Genomic DNA, 17,244 nt, shown 5'->3' on the forward strand with positions numbered 1-17,244 from the left:
CGGTGGCGCATAGCCTGGTTCCATGCAGCCGCTCGTCGCCCCCGCACCAGCCCTCGACCCGGCGGAGCTCGTGCGCACCGCCCGTCATGCCGTGCTCGCCGGCATCGGCGAGGAGGGTCAGCGGCGGCTCGCGGCATCCCACATCGCCGTGGTCGGGGCCGGCGGCATCGGCTCACCCGTGCTGCTCGCCCTCGCGGCCGCCGGGGTCGGTACGATCACCGTGATCGACGACGACGTCGTGGAGCTCACGAACCTGCAGCGGCAGCTCGCGCACCGCGCGGAAGACGTGGGCACCGCGAAGACGGTCTCCGCCGTGCGGGCGATCACGGCCCTGTCGCCCGGCGCGGTGGTGGTGCCGAAGGCCGTTCGGCTCGACGCCGCGAACGCGACCGGCCTGTTCGAGGGCGCCGACGTGGTGGTCGACACGAGCGACTCCTTCGCCACACGACGCGACGTCGCTGCCGCGGCGGAGGCGCTCGGCATCCCCCTGGTGTGGGGAGCCGTGCAGGAGTGGCACGCGCAGGCGACCGTGTTCTGGTCGGCTCCGCCCGCCGGTCACCCGCCGGTCGTGCTGGCCGATCTCTTCCCGCCGGGCACAGAGGGCGAACCGCCGAGCTGCGCGCAGGTCGGCGTGCTCGGGGCGCTGTGCGTGCAGATCGGCGGGATGCTGGCGGGCGAGGTCGTGAAGCTCGTCACCGGTGCGGGCGAACCGCTGCTCGGCCGCCTCGCCGTGATCGACGCGCTCACGGCACGACAGCACGAGATCGCGATCCGTCCGGCGGTGACCGCATGAGCGCCCGCCGCACGGTCGAGGAGCAGCTCGCACGGGTGCTCGACGCGGTGCGGACGCTCGACGTCGAGCAGGTGGCGATCCGGGATGCCGCGGGCCGCACCCTCGCGGCGGATGCGACCGCCGCTCACGACATCCCGCTGTTCGACAACTCCGCGATGGACGGGTTCGCCGTGCGCGCGGAGGACGTGTCCGGCGCATCGGCGGATACGCCGGTGACGCTGCGCGTTGTCGCCGATCTGCCGGCCGGCGTGGCGGACGACCCCGCACTCGGCGCTGGCGAGGCCGCCCGGATCATGACGGGGTCTCCGGCGCCGACCGCCGCCGACGCGATCGTGCCCTTCGAGGACACCGCGGGCGGGCTCGCCGATTCACTGGGCGAGGTGCGGGTGCTGCGCGCACCGGCACCGGGTGCGTTCGTGCGGCGCCGCGGCGCCGACCTGCGCGCGGGTGACACCGTCGTGCACGCGGGCGAGTGCGTCGGTGCCTTCCAGCTCGCCGCGGCCGTCGCGGCCGGCATCGACAGGGTCTCCGTGACACGCGCTCCGCGCGTCGCCGTGATCTCGACCGGCAGCGAGCTGCTCTCCCCCGGAGATGCGCCGACGCGCGGCCGCATCCCGGATTCCAACGGACCGCTGCTGCAGCAGCTCGTGGCGGATGCCGACGCCGAGGTCGTGCTCGTCTCGCGGGTGCCGGACGAGGCGGATGCCGTGGCCGCCGTCACGGCCGACGCGGTCTCGCGCGGTGCCGACGTGATCGTCTTCACGGGCGGCGTGAGCGCGGGCGCGTACGAGCCGGTGCGGGGCGCCTTCGACGGCCGCGGTGAGGTGGAGTTCGCGAGCGTCGCCATGCAGCCGGGCAAACCGCAGGCGTTCGGTGCCCTCGGGTCGGGGACGCTCGTCTTCGGCCTCCCCGGCAACCCGGTGAGCGTGGCCGTGTCGTTCGAGGTTTTCGTGCGACCGGCGCTGCTGGCACTGCAGGGACGCGCCGAGATCCACCGTCCGCGCGCGTCGTTCACCGCCGACGCCGACTGGACCACACCGCCGGGACGCCGTCAGTACCTGCCGGCCGTGGTCGATCTCGCGGCACGCACCGTGCGACCGGCGACCGCGGGTGGCTCCGGCTCGCACCTCGCCGGCGGGCTCGCCCGCGCGCACGCCTTCGCGATCGTGCCCGCAGAGGTCGAGCGCGTCGCCGCGGGCGACCCGATCGATGTCATGCTGGTCGGATGAGCTTCCCGCATCTCGACGCGTCAGGGCGCGCGCACATGGTCGACGTGACCGGCAAACAGCCGACCGTCCGCACCGCCACCGCCCGCGGCTTCGTGCGCTGCAGCCCCGAGGTCGTCACCGCGCTGCGCGACGGCACCGCACCGAAGGGCGACGTGCTCGCGGTCGCCCGGATCGCCGGCATCCAGGCGGCGAAGTCGACGCCCTCGCTCCTGCCCCTCGCCCACGTGATCGGCGTGCACCGCGCGAGCGTCGAGCTCGACATCGTCGACGACGGGGTGCACGTCGAGGCGACGGTCGGGACCGCCGACCGCACCGGCGTCGAGATGGAGGCGCTGACCGCGGTGTCGGTCGCCGCCCTCGCCGTCGTCGACATGATCAAGGGGCTCGACCGCTCGGTCGTGATCGAAGACGTGCGCATCGTGGCGAAGTCGGGCGGCCGCTCGGGCGAGTGGGTGCGCGAGGGAGAGACGCGATGACCCGGCTGCGCTACTTCGCCGCGGCGGCCGAGGCTGCGGGCACGGATGCCGAGGAGCGGTCGGAGCAGACGCTGGACGAGCTCCGCGCGGCGGTCGTGGCGCAGCATCCGGGGCTCGTCGGCATCCTGCCGCGCTGTGCCGTCATGGTCGACGGCGTGCGCAGCGACACGGACCGGTCGCTCGAGGGCGTCGAGCTCGTCGACGTGCTGCCGCCCTTCGCCGGCGGCTGACCGGCGCCCCCACGCCCCCACGCCGAGCCACCCCCTTCTACGCGAGCCACCCCCTCTTGTGCAGTCCACAACGGGGTGGCTCGCGCATAAAGGGGTGGCTCGACGCGGAGGGGTGAGCGAGCTGAGCCGCGACGCCGCCCCGCCTTCCACGGATGCCGAGCCACCCCCTTCTACGCGAGCCACCCCTTTCGTGGCGGCGCACAAGGGGGTGGTTCGCGCGGAAAGGGGTGGCTCGCGCAGACAAGAGGCGAGACAGCGCGTCAGCCGCCGATGCCCTTCCAGAGCGTCGAGCCGTCGGACTCGAGCTGGCGCTTCCACACCGGCAGGTCGCGCTTGATGTCCTCGATCACGGCCCGGCAGACCTCGAACGCCTCGGCGCGGTGCTCGGCGGCGACGGCGATGATCACGGCGGCATCCCCGACGTCGAGCCGGCCGATCCGATGGCTGACGGCGACATCGACGCGCGCCGAGCCGACGGCATCCGCCCCCGCCTTCTCGGCGATCGATCGCAGCACCGCCTCGGCATCCGGGTGGGCGCTGTACTCGAGACCGACGACGGGGGTATCGGCGTCGGGATCGTTGTCGCGCACACGGCCGATGAAGGTCGTGACGCCGCCGAGCGCCGGATGCTCGACCGCACGCAGATGCGCGTCGACATCGAGCGGCTGCTCCGAGATCGCTGCCAGCTGGACTGTGTTCATCAGTGGTCCCCTCCGTCGACCTGATCCACGATGTGCCGGGCGACGCCCAGCACGACCGGCACGCCCGAGGCGACGGCACGCGTCGACCCCGGAAGGTTCACGATCAGGGCCCCGGCCGGATCAACGACGCCGGCCAGTCCGCGCGACAGCACCGACAGCGGGGTGTCGGCGAGCCCACTGCGCCGCAGCTCCTCGGCGATCCCGGGCAGCTCCCTGGTGATGACCTGCCGCGTCCCCTCGGGGGTCAGGTCGCGCGGGGCGACCCCGGTGCCGCCCGTCGTCACGATGAGGCGCACCCCGCGAGCGACAGCACGGCGCAGCGCGTCGGCGACCGACTCCGCTCCGTCGGCGATGATCTCGGCATCCGGGCAGTGCCACCCGGCATCCCGCAGCAGGCCGACGGCGATCGGACCGCCGCGGTCCTCCCGCTCCCCCGCGAATGAGCGATCCGAGACCGTGATCACACACGCGGGGAGCGACGTCATGGCTCCACCCTAGGGGCAGGCCGTCGGCCGCGCACGGATCAGGCGACCCGGATCAGCGACCGCTGCCAGCCGGTCGACCCGTCGGGGGCGATGGGCGCGCGGTCCTCGATCTGCAGGTCGCCGTTCTTGTTGACGGCGCGCACGGCCACGTAGTGGGTTCCGGGGGTCGCGTCCCACTCGAGGAACCACTGCACCCACGTGTCCTCGTTGATCGGAGCCGAAAGGGTCGCAGGAGTCCAGTCGCCGTTGTCGATGCTGACCTCGACGCGCTCGATGCCGACCGTCTGCGCCCACGCGACTCCGGCGATCGCGATCCTGCCCGCGTCGACCGCCGCGCCGAGCTTGGGGGTGTCGATGCGCGACGAGAACTTGATCGGCGCCTCGGCGCTGTATCCGCGAGGGGTCCAGTAGGCCTCGTCCTTCTCGAACGTCGTGACCTTGAGCTCGGTGACCCACTTCGTCGCCGACACGTAGCCGTAGAGGCCGGGCACGACCATCCGCACGGGGAAGCCGTGCTCGGGAGGCAGCGGCTCGCCGTTCATGGCCACCGCGAAGATCGCGTCGAGGTTGTCGTCGGTCAAAGCCGACAGCGGCGTGCTGGCCGTGTAGCCGTCGACGCTCTTCGAGAGCACCATGTCGGCATCCCCCTTCACGCCCGCCTTCTTCAGCACGTCGCGCACCGGCACTCCGAGCCACTTGGCGTTGCCGACGAGCTCGCCGCCGACCTCGTTCGACACGCAGGTCAGGGTGATGACGTACTCGTCGAGGCCCATGTCGAGCAGGTCCTGGAAGCTGATCTCGACCCGCTCGTCGACCATGCCGTCGATCACGAGGCGCCACGTGTCGGGGTCGACCGTCGGCACGGTCAGGGCCGTGTCGACGCGATAAAAGTCCTTGTTCGGCGTGAACAGGGGGCTGATGCCCTCGATGTCGAGCTCGGCGCCGTTCGGGATCGTGACGGTCGAGTTCGGCTTCGGCAGCGTGAGGTTGTCGCGGATCGCCTCGACCGAGGTCACGGCCATGCTCACGGCACGAGATGCGATGCCGACGATGACGGCGGATGCTCCGGCGATACCGGCGAGCAGGAAGAACTGTCGGCGACCCATCGCCTTCGGCGCCTCTTCGCCGTCGGCGGGAACGGCCGCGGCCTTCCAAGTGCGCAGACGCCGCGACAGCATCACGAGAATCACGGCGCCCGCGGCGGCTCCGAGCAGTGGGGGCAGGAAGCCGAGGGGGCTGACACCGGCGCGCGTCACGACCGCGGCGGTCGAGAGGGCACCGGCGATCACGATGACGACCACACCGAGCGGCGGACGCACGTACTCGAGGATGCCGCCGACCGCCGATGCGATCACGACGGCCAGACCGAGGCCCGCGAGCAGGGCGATCTTGTCGTATTCGCCGAAGGTCGCGATCGCGAACTCCTTGAACGGCTGCGGAACGATGTCGATGACGAATCCGCCGACCGCGAGCACGGGGCTCGCCGACCGCGCGAGGATCAGGGCGAATAACTCGGCGACCGCGAGGAACACCGCCCCGCTGACGAGTCCGGCCAGAGCGGCCCAGACGAAGAACCGCTTGCCTCCCTGCGTGCTGCGCTGCGCCATGATGCACTCCTCCACCGTGTGTCTCACCCTGTTCGGAGCGGACGGAGGATCGGATGCCGCGGGCCCGACGCCGTGCAGCACATCTGCGCGTCACATCCGCCCATCTTCCCCTCTCCTCCTCAGTTGGCACCTCTTGCCGCAATCCCCGCGGAATACCCGCAGCAGGTGCCAACTCAGCGCGTCGGTGGCCAGGCGCGTCGGGCGGGCGAGCGGCGGGGGCGCGTTGCGCCGGGCACGCGCGGTGCGGCGCGCCCGGCCTCAGACCTGCACGACGTGCGGAGGCGGGGGCGGCGGAAGCTCGCGCCGGGGCACACCGTGCGCCTCGCGGTGCAGACGCTCCATACGGCTGTCGAGCTCGGCGGCGGCCTCCGCGGCATCCGTCAGACTCTCGACGAGGTGCGACGGCACCTGGTTCGAGAACTTGTAGTAGATCTTGTGCTCGAGGCTGGCCCAGAAGTCCATGGCGATGGTGCGGAACTGCACCTCGACGGGCACCGACAGAGCACCGGTCGAGAGGAACACGGGCACCTCGATGATCGCGTGCAGGCTCTTGTAGCCGTTGTCCTTGGGCTGGGCGATGTAGTCCTTGACTGTGCGGACGGTGACGTCGTCCTGCGCGGTGAGCAGGTCGAAGAGGCGGTAGACGTCGGCGACGAAGCTGCAGGTGACGCGCACTCCGGCGATGTCGGTGATCTCGGCGCGGATGCGGTCGAAGTCGGGCTCCTCGATGCCCTTGCGGGCGATCTTCTCGACGATGCTGTCGGGCGTCTTCAGGCGGCTCTTGACGTGCTCGATCGGGTTGTACGAGTGGTGGTGCGTGAACTCGTCTCGGAGGATGCCGATCTTCGTCTCGACCTCCCGCATCCCGAACTCGTACTCCCGCAGGAAGCGCTGGAATTCGTCGCGGAGCTCCCGAGTCTGCTGGATCGCGTCATCGGTGACCTGGAGGGACGTCATGGCTCCGACGTTACGCGTCCGTGATCGGAATGGGCTGTGGATCTCCGATGTCGCGTGTCGCGCACCGCGACCCGTCGTTGACGCTTGACCCCGCCGCGGCGGCGGTCTAGAACGGACCACATGACGACCCCGGGCGAGAAGTGGACACAGGCGTACATCGAGGCGTGGCGGTCGAACGATCCCGAGCAGATCGGGGCGCTCTTCACCGACGACGCGCGCTATCTGACCAGTCCCGACGCCGAGCCGCGCGTCGGGCGCGAGGCGATCGTGGCCGGCTGGCTCGACGACCTCGACGATCCGGGCACCTGGTCCTTCGAATGGTGGATCGTCCAGGAGGATGCCGGATTCGTCGCCGTCGAAGGACGCACGAAGTACCCGTCCGAGCGTGACTACCTCAACCTGTGGATCGTGCGACTCGATGCCGAGGGCAGGGCCACCGCGTTCACGGAGTGGTACATGCCGCGTCCGCACGAGGACTGATCGCGCCGCGGGCGTGAGGATTCCGTTAGGGCGGCACGACGCGCCGTAGGGATTCCGTGAGGATGGCGTGAGCGAAGCGTCAGCGGGCGTAGAGTCGCCCGACGTGTCAGATGAATCACGCGAGACCACGGACGCTCCTCCGCTCGCCAAACGCATCCTCATCGGCGAACCGCTGACGAGCCAGCAGGTCGACGATCAGCTGCTGCCCAAGAAGATGGCGCTGCCGATCTTCGCGTCCGACGCGTTGAGCTCCGTGGCCTACGCGCCGCAGGAGCTCGTGATGATCCTGCTCATCGGCGGTCTGACGTTCCTCTCCTTCACGCCGCTCGTCGCCACGGCGGTCGTGGTGCTGCTCATCGTGGTCGTGCTCAGCTACCGGCAGCTCATCAAGGCGTATCCGTCGGGCGGAGGCGACTACGAGGTCGCTTCGAAGAACCTCGGCGAGATCCCGGGCGTGGTGGTCGCCGCGGCGCTGCTCGTCGACTACGTGCTGACGGTCGCCGTGTCGGTCTCGTCGGGCGTCGACAACATCATCTCGGCCGTTCCGGGTCTCGACCCGCTCCGCGTCGAGCTCGCCGTCGGCTTCGTGATCCTCATCATCATCGTGAACCTGCGCGGTGTGCGCGAGGCGTCGCTCGTCTTCGCGATCCCGACCTACGTGTTCATCGGATCGGTCGGATTCATGATCGTGACGGGACTCATCCGCACGATCCTCGGCGATGCGCCTGTCGCGTCGAGCGCCGAGTTCGCCGTGCACTCGGAGGACCTCGGGCAGGCGGCCGTGATCCTCCTCATCCTGCGCGCCTTCTCGAGCGGATGCTCCGCCCTCACCGGCGTCGAAGCCGTATCGAACGGCGTTCCCGCGTTCCGCACCCCGAAGATCCGCAACGCCCAGACCACGCTCGTCCTGATGGGGTCGATCGCCGCGTGCCTGTTCGCCGGTCTGACCGCCCTCGCACTGATCGCCGGGGTGCACTACGCCGAGAACCCCTGCGACCTGGTCGGCTTCGACTGCTCGACCCCGCAGCCGAGCCTCATGGCGCAGATCGCCTCCGCGACGTTCGGCGGCGGCAGCATCCTGTTCTTCATCATCCAGGCGGCGACCGCGTGCGTGCTGCTGCTCGCGGCCAACACCGCGTTCAACGGGTTCCCGCTGCTCGGCTCGGTGCTCGCCCGCGACGGCTACGCGCCGAAGTCGCTGAACACCCGCGGCGACCGGCTCGTGTTCTCCAACGGCATGATCGTGCTCGGCATCGCCGCGATCGCCGTGCTCGTGGTGTTCCAGGCGCGGCTGACGACCCTCATCCAGCTGTACATCATCGGCGTGTTCGTGTCGTTCTCACTCGGACAGATCGGCATGGTCCGGCACTGGCGGCGCGTACTGCGCAGGCCGGCGGAGGACGCGAAGGATGCCGGGATCGACGGCGCCTCGGCATCCGATCGCCGCTCGGCGAAGATCGGACTCGTCATCAACTCCGCCGGCGCCACGCTGACGGTGCTCGTGCTGGTGATCGTGACGATCACGAAATTCACGCACGGCGCGTACCTGGTGTTCTTCGCGATCCCGATCCTCGCGTTCCTCATGATGGGTGTGAAGCGGTACTACCGCGATGTCGAGCACGAGATCGCGATCGACGACACGACGAAGTTCGGGTCGACCGGCGACCTCGCCATCGTGCTCGTGAACCGTCTGCAGAAGCCTGTCGCGAAGGCCGTCGACTACGCGGTGGCCGCCAAGCACGACAAGACGATCGGACTGCACGTCGCCGTGGCATCCGACGACGTCGCCGAGCTGCAGAAGGAATGGCGCGACCACCTCGTGCCTATCCCGCTGGTGATCGTCGAGTCGCCGTACCGCGCCTTCGCGCAGCCGGTGGCGCAGTTCATCAAGCAGTACCGGGCGAAGCACGGTGCGTCGGTCGTGACCGTGTACCTGCCGCAGTACATCGTCGGGCACTGGTGGGAGACGTTCCTGCACAACCGTCGCGCCCGCCGCATGGCCAATCAGCTCATGCTCGTGCACGGGGTGACGATCACGCTCGTGCCGTGGCTGCTCGACTCGTCGGAGCTCATCTACGGGCGCCGCTCGCGTCCGCTGCCGGGTCAGGAGCGCGCCGGGCGTCCCGTCGTCGTGAGCGGGCGCCGCGCGCACCGGCCGGAGGGCCCGCCCGAGGTGTGATGCCGGGGCGGGCGTCGGGCTGCCGCCGAGGCCCACCACCCCCGCCGAAGCCCACCTCCCGCGACGTCGTTCGTGGTGGGTCTGGACGCGCGTGGTGGGTTTCGACGCAGGGTCTCGGGAAGGGACTCGGGAGAGGGCCCGCCCGAGGCGTGACACCGGGGCGGGCGTCTACAGACCGTCGTCCCAGCGCCAGTGGTCCTGCCAGCGCCAGTCGATCGGGTCGGAGACCCGCTGATAGCGGATGTCGGTCGACAGCCGCATCCGTCCGTGCTGATCGGTGTTGTCGAGTCCGGCGTGGATGATGTGCGCCGAGTGGATCATCACATCGCCGGCGGCGTAGTCCGCGAGCAGCCACCGCGAGTCGTACTCCTCGGCGAGCGCGGGAAGGTCCGCCGTGATGGATGCCGCGGGACGCTTGAGCTTTCCCGCCGCCTCCTCGGCCAGAACGCGGTGATGACTGCGCTCGAGGTAGGCGAGCCCGCCGCGGTCGATCGGGGTGTCGCCGAGCGGGATCCACATCGACAGAACCCTGTCGCTGCCCTCGCGCAGGTAGACGAGGTCGTAGTGCGCCTGGGTGGCGGTGCCGATGCCGGCCTCGCCGGGAAGGGTGTGGCGGATGATCTTGCGGCGGTGCAGATGCACCTCGTCCTCGAAGAGCCAGGCGAAGAAGTCCTTGATGGCCGGAGAGGCGCAGAGCGCCTGGTACTCCTCGCCCGGGACGATCTCGTCGTACAGGATGCGACGGTACGCACCGCGGTCGAGCGGACCGTCACCCGCGATGCCGTCCCGCGGGTCGGTGTCGGACGCGGTCACACCGGCCGCAGCGAGCGCGGCGAAGTAGTACCGCCGGAAATCCCAGACCACCTCCGGGTCGAGATGATTCGTCAGATACAGGTATCCGTCACGGCGCAGCCGCGCCCACAGGGCCTCGCGATCACTGCGCTCCGACATCGGCGTCGGTTCGAGCCGGCCGAGGCGGGCTGGACTTTCGTCGAGGACATATCCGTTCGAGACGTGCATGACTATCATCATGATCTCGCGGGCTCCAGAACAGAATGGAGTCTCGTGACGAGCTGATTGGACTTTCATGAAGGCGTGGGCGGAGTACACGACTGTGCATCGTTCTCTCGTCGACGACGGTCTGGCGTGCTTTGGGGCAGGCGAGTTCTCCGGCGCCGACGGAGGGTTCCGCGATCGGCGCCTGCGCAGCCATGGCGTCGTCTTCGTCTCGGAGGGCGCCGGCGTCTATGTCGACGGTTCCGGCCGGACCTCGGACGTCCGGGCTCCGGCGCTGATCTCTCTCTTCCCGGCCGTGCCGCACGGCTATGCATCCCCGTCCGGCTGGACGGAGCACTGGTTGCTGTTCGGCGGCGCGATGACCACCGCGTTGGAGGACGCCGCCGCCCTCAGCCGGTGGGCCCCGGTACGCCGTCTGCACCGGATGCCCGCCGGTCTGACGGAGGGCTTCCGTCAGCTCTCCTCGCTGCTCACCGCGACCGATCGACTGGCTCAGCTCTCCGCGTCTGCCATCGTGCTGGGGCTGGTCGCAGCGTCCGCTGAGGAGGACGTCGACCAGTACCGCAGTGATCCTCTCGTCCGCGCCCTGACCGCCGACGCATCCGAGACGATGTCGGTCGCCGGTCGTGCCCGCCGACTCGGAGTCTCTCCGGCCGAACTCCGCGCGCGCGTGAAGTCGGCCACCGGGCTCACGCCGCACGGTCTCATCGTGAACGCCCGCATCACTCAGGCTCGGAATCTTCTCGCTTCGACCGATCGGTCGATCGAATCGATCGCGCGGTCGGTCGGCTATGACGACCCCGCGTACTTCTCGCGGATCTTCGCTTTCCGCGAGGGCGTTCCTCCCGCGGGGTTCCGCGCTCTACAGCGGCGCCTGGCGGGAGCGTCCGATGCCGTCAACGGAACCACCCTCTGAGCCGTTTCACACGATCGCAGATCCCTTCGCGTATCGGTCGCGCAGCAGCCGCGTCATCCAGAGGTTGAGCTCGGCGGGGCCGCCGAGCGGACCACCGGTGCGGGGGTCGGGAGTGGCGTAGTCCGTCGGTCCGAACTCGGCGAGGAACGTCGGTCGGCGACCCAGGTCCCGCAACCTGTCGACCACCCGATCCCAGCACTCGAGGTGCCTGTCGACGGCCGCAGCCCATCGCGGTGAATCAGGATCGTCGATCTGCGGAGACTGTGGATGCCCGAAGCGGGCGTGCACGTGGTCCGCACGCTCGACGGCCAGATCGATCGCCGACGGCTGGTCCCCGAGCAGAGACTCGGCGACGACGATCCAATGCGAGAGGTCGAGCGTGATCCGAAGGTCCGGATGCCGGCGGAGGAGCCGTTCGGATTCGTGCGCGGAGGGGAGCATCCGGGCACGATGCGTCTCGACGAGGACGTCGAGACCGGTTCGGAATCGCTCCGCGACGACGTCCTCGGCGAGATGGTCGAGGTGGTGGGACGGCCAGTGATCCCTTCCCGCGTGGAGCGTGACGTGCAGCGGGTTCAGGCCGGAGTCGGCGATGGCGCGCAGCTGAGAGGCCAGTAGCCGTCGCTGTGTCGCGAGATCGCCCTCGCCGCCGGAGACCAGCAGTGAGACGGCCGCCCCGGTCGCGAGGCTCGCTCTCGCAAGCTCGCTCTGGGCGGCGGGTGACTTCGGCCACCACACCTCCACGCCGTCGAACCCCCTGGCCAGCGCCGTATCGATCAACATCGGCGCAGGACCGGGCGCGGCCCAGTCGTTCATCAGCACGAGCGGATGCGTCATCATCGGTGTCTCCTCAGGCCCTGAGACAGGATGGACCCGGACGCCGACGTCGCACATGGACTCTCGCGCCACGCGGTTGGATTCTAGGCTGATCGCATGAGCACGACCGACGTGTGGCCCGTCCGCAGCGAGCGACTGCAGGTGCGTCCGATGACCGAAGCCGATATCGACGTGATGTGGGAGTGGCGGCGCCTGCCCGAAGTGAACCGTTGGCTGGGGCTCGCGCCCGACACACGCGAGGCGTTCCGCGAGCGCTACCGCGACGCCGATCGGCTCGCCGCGATGTACCTCGTCGAGCTCCTCCCTGGAGAGAGCGGCGATCCGCGGCCGATCGGCGACGTGATGATCAGGATCGGCGACGGATGGGCGCAGCTCGAGGTCGCCGATCAGGCGAAGGGCGTCGAGGCCGAACTCGGCTGGGTGCTCGATCCGGCGCACACGGGTCGGGGCTATGCGACGGAGGCGATCCGCGCGGTCATCGACGCGTGCTTCGGACCCCTCGGGCTGCGCCGCGTGCATGCCGGATGCTTCGCAGACAACGAGCCGTCGTGGCGCCTCATGGAACGGCTCGGCATGCGGCGCGAGGAGTTCAGCCGCAAGACGGCCCTGCATCGCTCGGGTGAATGGCTCGACGGGATGAACTACGGCATCCTCGCGGAGGAATGGGCGACGCGCTGAGCGACGGATCAGCCGGCGACGAGAGCGAGCACGAGGGTCGCGACCACCACGGTCGGCACCGCCACGGCCGCGCCCCACAGCATGAGGGTGCGCCAGCGGATCTCGACGCCCAGTGACACGACCCGATGGTGCCACAGCAGGGTCGCGAGCGACGCCCACGGGGTGATCAGCGGGCCGAGGTTGACGCCGATCAGCAGCGCCATCAGGGCGACGGGGTCGGATGCCGACGGCTCGAGGATCAGGTAGGCGGGCAGGTTGTTGACGCCGTTGGCGGCGAGCGCCCCGGCCGAGGCGAGTCCGAGCAGTCGACCCACGTCGTGCCCGTGCGTCGCCAGCGCGGAGAGCGCGTCGAGGATGCCGTTCGCGTGCGTGGTCTCGACGAGCACGAACAGCGCCGTCGCGAGTCCGATCGCCTGCCACGGCACGAGTGTCAGGCGCAGCACGTGCGGGCGGCGTACCGCGAACAGCACCACGAGCAGCACGGCGGCGACGGTGGCGGGCACCCACACGTCGTGAGTGAGCGCCAGCAGCGGCATGAGGAGGACGAGGATGCCGGCGGCTCCCCAGAACAACACGCGGTCGGACGGCGCGGCGGCCGACGGCATCCGATATCCGCTGAACAGCGTGCGGCGGTGCACGATCGTGAGCAGGGCGACCGGCACGACGATGCCGACGAGCGTCGGCGCCCAGCTGAGCGCGAGGAAGGATGCCGGGGATTCGCCGATCGCCGGAGCGGCGAGCAGGTTCGTGAGGTTCGAGACAGGCAGCGCCAGCGAGGCCGTGTTCGCGAGCCATACGGTCGCGAGGGCGAAGGGCAGCGGTGAGACGCCGATGCTCTGCGCCAGCACGACGACCACCGGCGTGACGATGACCGCGGTCGTGTCGAGCGACAGGAACACCGTGCTGACGACCGCGAGCAGCACGACCGAGGCCCAGAGGGCGACGACGCGCCCGCGTCCCCAACGGGCGAGACGCTGCGCGACGACGTCGAACACCGCGGCATCGCGCGCCAGTTCGGCGACGATGGTGATCGCGACGACGAACCCGAGGACGGGGGTGATCCGCGCGCCGAGCGCCCCGGCGTCCGCTGCCGGGAGGATGCCGGCGACGAGGCAGATCAGGGCGACGGCGACGAGCACCAGGACGATGATGGTGCCCGGCCCCGGCCGGCGTCGCGTCGCGCTCACTTCGTGAGTGTACGGCCCGGGGCGGCGGAGCGCGTCATACGGCCGTGCACTCCGGGGCGCGACGGGCGCCGGCCGAGGGCACGGAGTCTAGGATTCAAGGGCGGGACCGGGGACTCCTCGGCGCGGAGCGCACACGCACGACCGAGCCCGATCCGCGCCGACGAGCGGGAGGGCGAATGGCGGCATCCGGCACGCGCGGCAGGCTCCGCGTCCTGCTCGGCGCAGCCCCCGGAGTGGGCAAGACGTTCGAGATGCTGGCCGAGGGGCGACGGATGCTCGACGAGGGCCGCGACGTCGTGATCGCGCTCGTCGAGACCCACGGGCGCGCTGCGACCGGGGCGCTGACCGGCGGCATCCCCGAGGTCCCCCGGCGCACCGCACTGCACCGCGAGATGCCGGTGACGGAGATGGATCTGCATGCCGTGCTCGCGCGGCATCCCGAGATCGCGCTCGTCGACGAGCTCGCCCATACCAACGCGCCAGGGTCGACGAACGCGAAGCGGTGGCAGGACGTCGAGGTGCTGCTGGACGCCGGGATCGACGTCGTCACGACCCTGAACGTGCAGCACATCGAGTCCCTGGGCGCCGTCGTGAGGAAGATCACGGGCGTCGCGCAGCGGGAGACGGTGCCGGATGCCGTGGTGCGGGCTGCGGACGAGATCGAGGTCGTCGACCTCGCCCCTGAGTCGCTGCGCGACCGTCTCTCCGCCGGTCTGGTCTATCCGGCCGAGCGCGTCGACGCCGCGCTGTCGAACTACTTCCGCCTCGGCAACCTCACGGCGCTCCGCGAGCTCGCGCTGCTGTGGCTCGCCGACGAGGTCGACTCGGCGCTGCGCAGCTACCGTGCCGACCAGGGCATCGAAGGCGCCTGGCAGGCGCGCGAGCGGGTGGTCGTGGCGCTCACCGGCGGTCCCGAGGGCGAGACCCTGCTGCGCCGAGGTGCGCGGATCGCGGCGCGTGCCGCCGGCGGCGAACTGCTCGCGGTGCACGTCGCCGCGCAGGACGGACTGCGCGACGCGACGCCGGGCGCTCTCGCGGCGCAGCGCTCGCTCGTCGAGTCGCTCGGCGGGACGTTCCACCAGATGGTCGGCGACGACATCCCGGGCACCCTCGTCGAGTTCGCACAGAGCGTCGACGCGACGCAGCTCGTGATCGGGGTCAGCCGACGCGGTCGCATCGCCGCCGCGCTGACCGGACCGGGTATCGGCGCCGAGGTCATCCGCCGCTCCGGCGACATCGACGTGCACATCGTCACGCACGCCGCCGCCGGCAACCGCGTGCGTCTGCCGCGCATCACCGGCGGCGCGCTGGGCTGGCGCCGACAGGCGCTCGGATTCGCGGTCGCCCTCGTCGTCGGGCCGCTTCTGTCGTGGGTGATGTTCACGTTCCGCAGCCCCGAGTCGATCACGGCCGAGGTGCTCGCCTACCAGCTGCTCGTCGTCGTCGTGGCGCTCGTGGGCGGCCTCGGACCGGCCGTCTTCGCCGCCGTGCTGTCGGGCATCACCCTCGATCTGCTCTTCGTCGCGCCGCTGTTCACGATCACGATCGCGCACCCCCTGCACGTGCTCGCCCTGGCGCTGTACGTGCTGATCGCGGTGCTCGTGAGCATCATCGTCGATCAGGCCGCCCGACGTGCCCGCACCGCGCAGCGCGCCGCCGCCGAGGCCGAGCTGCTCGCCGCGGTCGCGGGCAACGTGCTCCGCGGCGACAACGCCGTGCTCGCCCTCGTGAGCCGCACGCGAGAGGCGTTCGGGCTGGCCGGCGTGCGGCTCCTGACACCCGACGGCGAGGTGCTGGCGAGCGACGGCGAACCCGTGCCCGACGGCCGAGTCACCCGCGTCGCGGTGGGCGGTGCATCACCCGCGGTCCTCGAGCTCAGCGGAGAACCCCTCGACACCCCGGCCCGGCGACTGCTCGACGCGATCGTCGCCCAGCTCGCGGCGGCGATCGAGCACACCGACCTGCGGGCGACGGCGCGGGAGGCCGTGGCCCTCGCCGAGACGGATCAGGTGCGCACGGCACTGCTGTCGGCGGTGAGCCACGATCTGCGGCGCCCGCTCGCCTCGGCCGTCGCCGCGATCGGCGGAATCCGGGGGGCGCACGCGCTGTCGGCATCCGATCGCGAGGAGCTGCTGGCGACGGCCGACGAGAGTCTCGCGACGCTGTCGACGCTCGTCACCGATCTGCTCGACGTGAGCCGGGTGCAGGCCGGGGTCCTCGCGGTGTCGGCGATGCCGATCGACGTGGCGGGCCCCGTGCTCGCGGCGGTCGACGAGCTCGGACTCGGTCCGAGCGACGTCGAGCTCGCACTCGACCCGAAGCTCTCCGCGGTGACCGCCGACCCGGTGCTGCTGCAGCGGGTGCTCGTGAACGTGATCGCGAACGCCCGCCGTCACGCGCCGGCGCACAGCCGCGTGCTCGTGTCGACGAGCGCGATCGACGAGCGAGCCGAGATCCGGGTCGTCGACCGCGGCGCGGGGATACCGGCCGAGAAGCGCGACGCGATCTTCCAGCCGTTCCAGCGGCTCGGAGACACCGACAACACCACCGGACTCGGACTCGGGCTCGCCCTGTCGCGCGGATTCGCCGAGGGCATGGGCGGTAGCCTGACACCCGAGGACACCCCGGGCGGTGGACTCACGATGGTGATCTCGCTGCCGCTCGCCGGCGCCGACACGGAGGGCACGGAGTGAAGCTGCTCATCGCCGACGACGACCCGCAGATGGTGCGTGCGCTGCGCATCACGCTCGCGGCGCACGGCTACGAGGTCGTGGTCGCCTCGGACGGTGCCGCGGCGGTGGCGACGGCAGCGCAGGCGCACCCCGACCTGATCATGCTCGACCTGGGGATGCCGCAGCTCGACGGCATCGAGGTCATCCAGGCGCTGCGCGGATGGACGAGCGTGCCCATCATCGTCGTCTCGGGTCGCACCGGGTCCGCCGACAAGGTCGAGGCACTGGATGCCGGCGCCGACGACTTCGTCACCAAACCGTTCCAGGTCGACGAACTCCTCGCCCGCCTTCGCGCGCTGTCGCGGCGGGCGGCACCGGCCGGCGAATCGACCGTCGGCTTCGGAGACGTCGTCGTCGACCTCGCCACCAAGACGGTCACGCGCTCGGGTGCGCGCGTTCACCTCACGCCCACCGAGTGGCGGATGCTGGAGCATCTCGCCCGGCATCCCGGTGCCCTCGTCACCCGGCAGGACCTGCTCAAGGAGATCTGGGGCAGCGAGCAGGTCGCCGACTCGGGATACCTGCGGCTGTACATGTCGCAGCTGCGCAAGAAGCTCGAGCGCGAACCCGGAACGCCCGAGCACCTGCTGACCGAGTCGGGGATGGGCTACCGACTCGTGCTCTGAAGCTGAGGCTCGCCGTGCTTCCCTCGTAACTTCTGCGGCGTTGGGCGACTTTCGCGGCCGTGAAGCGGCGCAGAGGGCCGCAGAAGTTTCCCTCGGCCGCAAGAGGTGCGCGCG

The 17,244-nt window shown here is 70.7% G+C and carries 17 protein-coding genes; 10 read left to right on the forward strand and 7 right to left on the reverse strand.

Going from position 1 to position 17,244, the window contains the following annotated elements; translation table 11 throughout:
• Positions 1 to 22 precede the first annotated feature (22 nt).
• Genes RAC81_RS06750 through RAC81_RS06765 form a run of 4 tightly spaced genes read left to right on the forward strand, consistent with a single transcriptional unit; the run spans position 23 to position 2,728 of the window.
• Entirely contained in the window at positions 23 to 793 is a 771-nt protein-coding gene (locus RAC81_RS06750; RefSeq protein WP_375081638.1) for a ThiF family adenylyltransferase, read from the forward strand.
• Positions 790 to 2,022: a gephyrin-like molybdotransferase Glp gene (gene glp, locus RAC81_RS06755; RefSeq protein ID WP_375081639.1), complete on the forward strand. Its 1,233-nt coding sequence runs from the start codon at positions 790 to 792 to the stop codon at positions 2,020 to 2,022. The genes RAC81_RS06750 and glp overlap by 4 nt, the downstream gene beginning before the upstream one ends.
• Positions 2,019 to 2,498 carry a cyclic pyranopterin monophosphate synthase MoaC gene (gene moaC / locus RAC81_RS06760; protein ID WP_375081640.1) on the forward strand — a complete coding sequence of 160 codons (480 nt, stop codon included), beginning with the start codon at positions 2,019 to 2,021 and terminating at the stop codon, positions 2,496 to 2,498. The genes glp and moaC overlap by 4 nt, the downstream gene beginning before the upstream one ends.
• On the forward strand, positions 2,495 to 2,728 hold the full coding sequence (locus tag RAC81_RS06765; protein ID WP_375081641.1) for a MoaD/ThiS family protein: 234 nt from the start codon (positions 2,495 to 2,497) through the stop codon (positions 2,726 to 2,728). The genes moaC and RAC81_RS06765 overlap by 4 nt, the downstream gene beginning before the upstream one ends.
• A 260-nt stretch (positions 2,729 to 2,988) precedes the next feature.
• Here RAC81_RS06765 and RAC81_RS06770 read toward each other — a convergent pair whose 3' ends face one another.
• The 4 genes from RAC81_RS06770 to RAC81_RS06785 form a co-directional block, all read right to left on the reverse strand.
• Complete coding sequence (locus tag RAC81_RS06770) at positions 2,989 to 3,429, reverse strand: molybdenum cofactor biosynthesis protein MoaE (protein ID WP_375081642.1); 441 nt, start codon at positions 3,427 to 3,429, stop codon at positions 2,989 to 2,991.
• Positions 3,429 to 3,914, reverse strand: coding sequence for a molybdenum cofactor biosynthesis protein B (locus RAC81_RS06775; protein ID WP_375081643.1), 486 nt, complete (start codon positions 3,912 to 3,914; stop codon positions 3,429 to 3,431). Before RAC81_RS06775 ends, RAC81_RS06770 begins: the two co-directional genes overlap by 1 nt.
• Positions 3,915 to 3,952: 38 nt before the next feature.
• Positions 3,953 to 5,521 carry a molybdopterin-dependent oxidoreductase gene (locus RAC81_RS06780; protein ID WP_375081644.1) on the reverse strand — a complete coding sequence of 523 codons (1,569 nt, stop codon included), beginning with the start codon at positions 5,519 to 5,521 and terminating at the stop codon, positions 3,953 to 3,955.
• A 258-nt stretch (positions 5,522 to 5,779) separates the two neighbouring features.
• A complete protein-coding gene (locus tag RAC81_RS06785) occupies positions 5,780 to 6,478 on the reverse strand; it encodes a GTP pyrophosphokinase family protein (protein WP_375081645.1) in 699 nt (232 codons plus the stop codon).
• A 120-nt stretch (positions 6,479 to 6,598) separates the two neighbouring features.
• Here RAC81_RS06785 and RAC81_RS06790 point away from each other — a divergent pair, with 120 nt between their 5' ends.
• The gene (locus RAC81_RS06790; RefSeq protein ID WP_375081646.1) at positions 6,599 to 6,958 is read left to right on the forward strand and encodes a YybH family protein; all 360 of its coding nucleotides are present in this window, start codon (positions 6,599 to 6,601) and stop codon (positions 6,956 to 6,958) included.
• A gap of 214 nt (positions 6,959 to 7,172) precedes the next feature.
• The gene (locus RAC81_RS06795; RefSeq protein WP_375082046.1) at positions 7,173 to 9,137 is read left to right on the forward strand and encodes an APC family permease; all 1,965 of its coding nucleotides are present in this window, start codon (positions 7,173 to 7,175) and stop codon (positions 9,135 to 9,137) included.
• Positions 9,138 to 9,305: 168 nt separating this feature from the next.
• Here RAC81_RS06795 and RAC81_RS06800 read toward each other — a convergent pair whose 3' ends face one another.
• A complete protein-coding gene (locus RAC81_RS06800) occupies positions 9,306 to 10,157 on the reverse strand; it encodes a phytanoyl-CoA dioxygenase family protein (RefSeq protein ID WP_375081647.1) in 852 nt (283 codons plus the stop codon).
• Between the two features lie 94 nt (positions 10,158 to 10,251).
• Here RAC81_RS06800 and RAC81_RS06805 point away from each other — a divergent pair, with 94 nt between their 5' ends.
• A complete protein-coding gene (locus RAC81_RS06805) occupies positions 10,252 to 11,070 on the forward strand; it encodes a helix-turn-helix domain-containing protein (protein ID WP_375081648.1) in 819 nt (272 codons plus the stop codon).
• Between the two features lie 6 nt (positions 11,071 to 11,076).
• On the opposite strand, the gene RAC81_RS06810 is transcribed toward RAC81_RS06805, so the two are convergent.
• Positions 11,077 to 11,910, reverse strand: coding sequence for a sugar phosphate isomerase/epimerase family protein (locus RAC81_RS06810; RefSeq protein WP_375081649.1), 834 nt, complete (start codon positions 11,908 to 11,910; stop codon positions 11,077 to 11,079).
• Between the two features lie 93 nt (positions 11,911 to 12,003).
• Here RAC81_RS06810 and RAC81_RS06815 point away from each other — a divergent pair, with 93 nt between their 5' ends.
• Positions 12,004 to 12,585 carry a GNAT family N-acetyltransferase gene (locus RAC81_RS06815; RefSeq protein WP_375081650.1) on the forward strand — a complete coding sequence of 194 codons (582 nt, stop codon included), beginning with the start codon at positions 12,004 to 12,006 and terminating at the stop codon, positions 12,583 to 12,585.
• Between the two features lie 8 nt (positions 12,586 to 12,593).
• Here the strand turns inward: RAC81_RS06815 and RAC81_RS06820 are convergent, their stop codons facing one another.
• A complete protein-coding gene (locus RAC81_RS06820) occupies positions 12,594 to 13,772 on the reverse strand; it encodes an SLC13 family permease (RefSeq protein ID WP_375081651.1) in 1,179 nt (392 codons plus the stop codon).
• 176 nt (positions 13,773 to 13,948) lie between these two features.
• Here RAC81_RS06820 and RAC81_RS06825 point away from each other — a divergent pair, with 176 nt between their 5' ends.
• On the forward strand, positions 13,949 to 16,465 hold the full coding sequence (locus tag RAC81_RS06825) for an ATP-binding protein (RefSeq protein ID WP_375081652.1): 2,517 nt from the start codon (positions 13,949 to 13,951) through the stop codon (positions 16,463 to 16,465).
• Positions 16,462 to 17,130: a response regulator gene (locus tag RAC81_RS06830; RefSeq protein WP_375081653.1), complete on the forward strand. Its 669-nt coding sequence runs from the start codon at positions 16,462 to 16,464 to the stop codon at positions 17,128 to 17,130. Before RAC81_RS06825 ends, RAC81_RS06830 begins: the two co-directional genes overlap by 4 nt.
• Positions 17,131 to 17,244: the final 114 nt, after the last annotated feature.

The sequence above is a fragment of the Microbacterium sp. CR_7 genome, from assembly GCF_041954755.1.
In the GTDB taxonomy this organism is placed as follows: domain Bacteria; phylum Actinomycetota; class Actinomycetes; order Actinomycetales; family Microbacteriaceae; genus Microbacterium.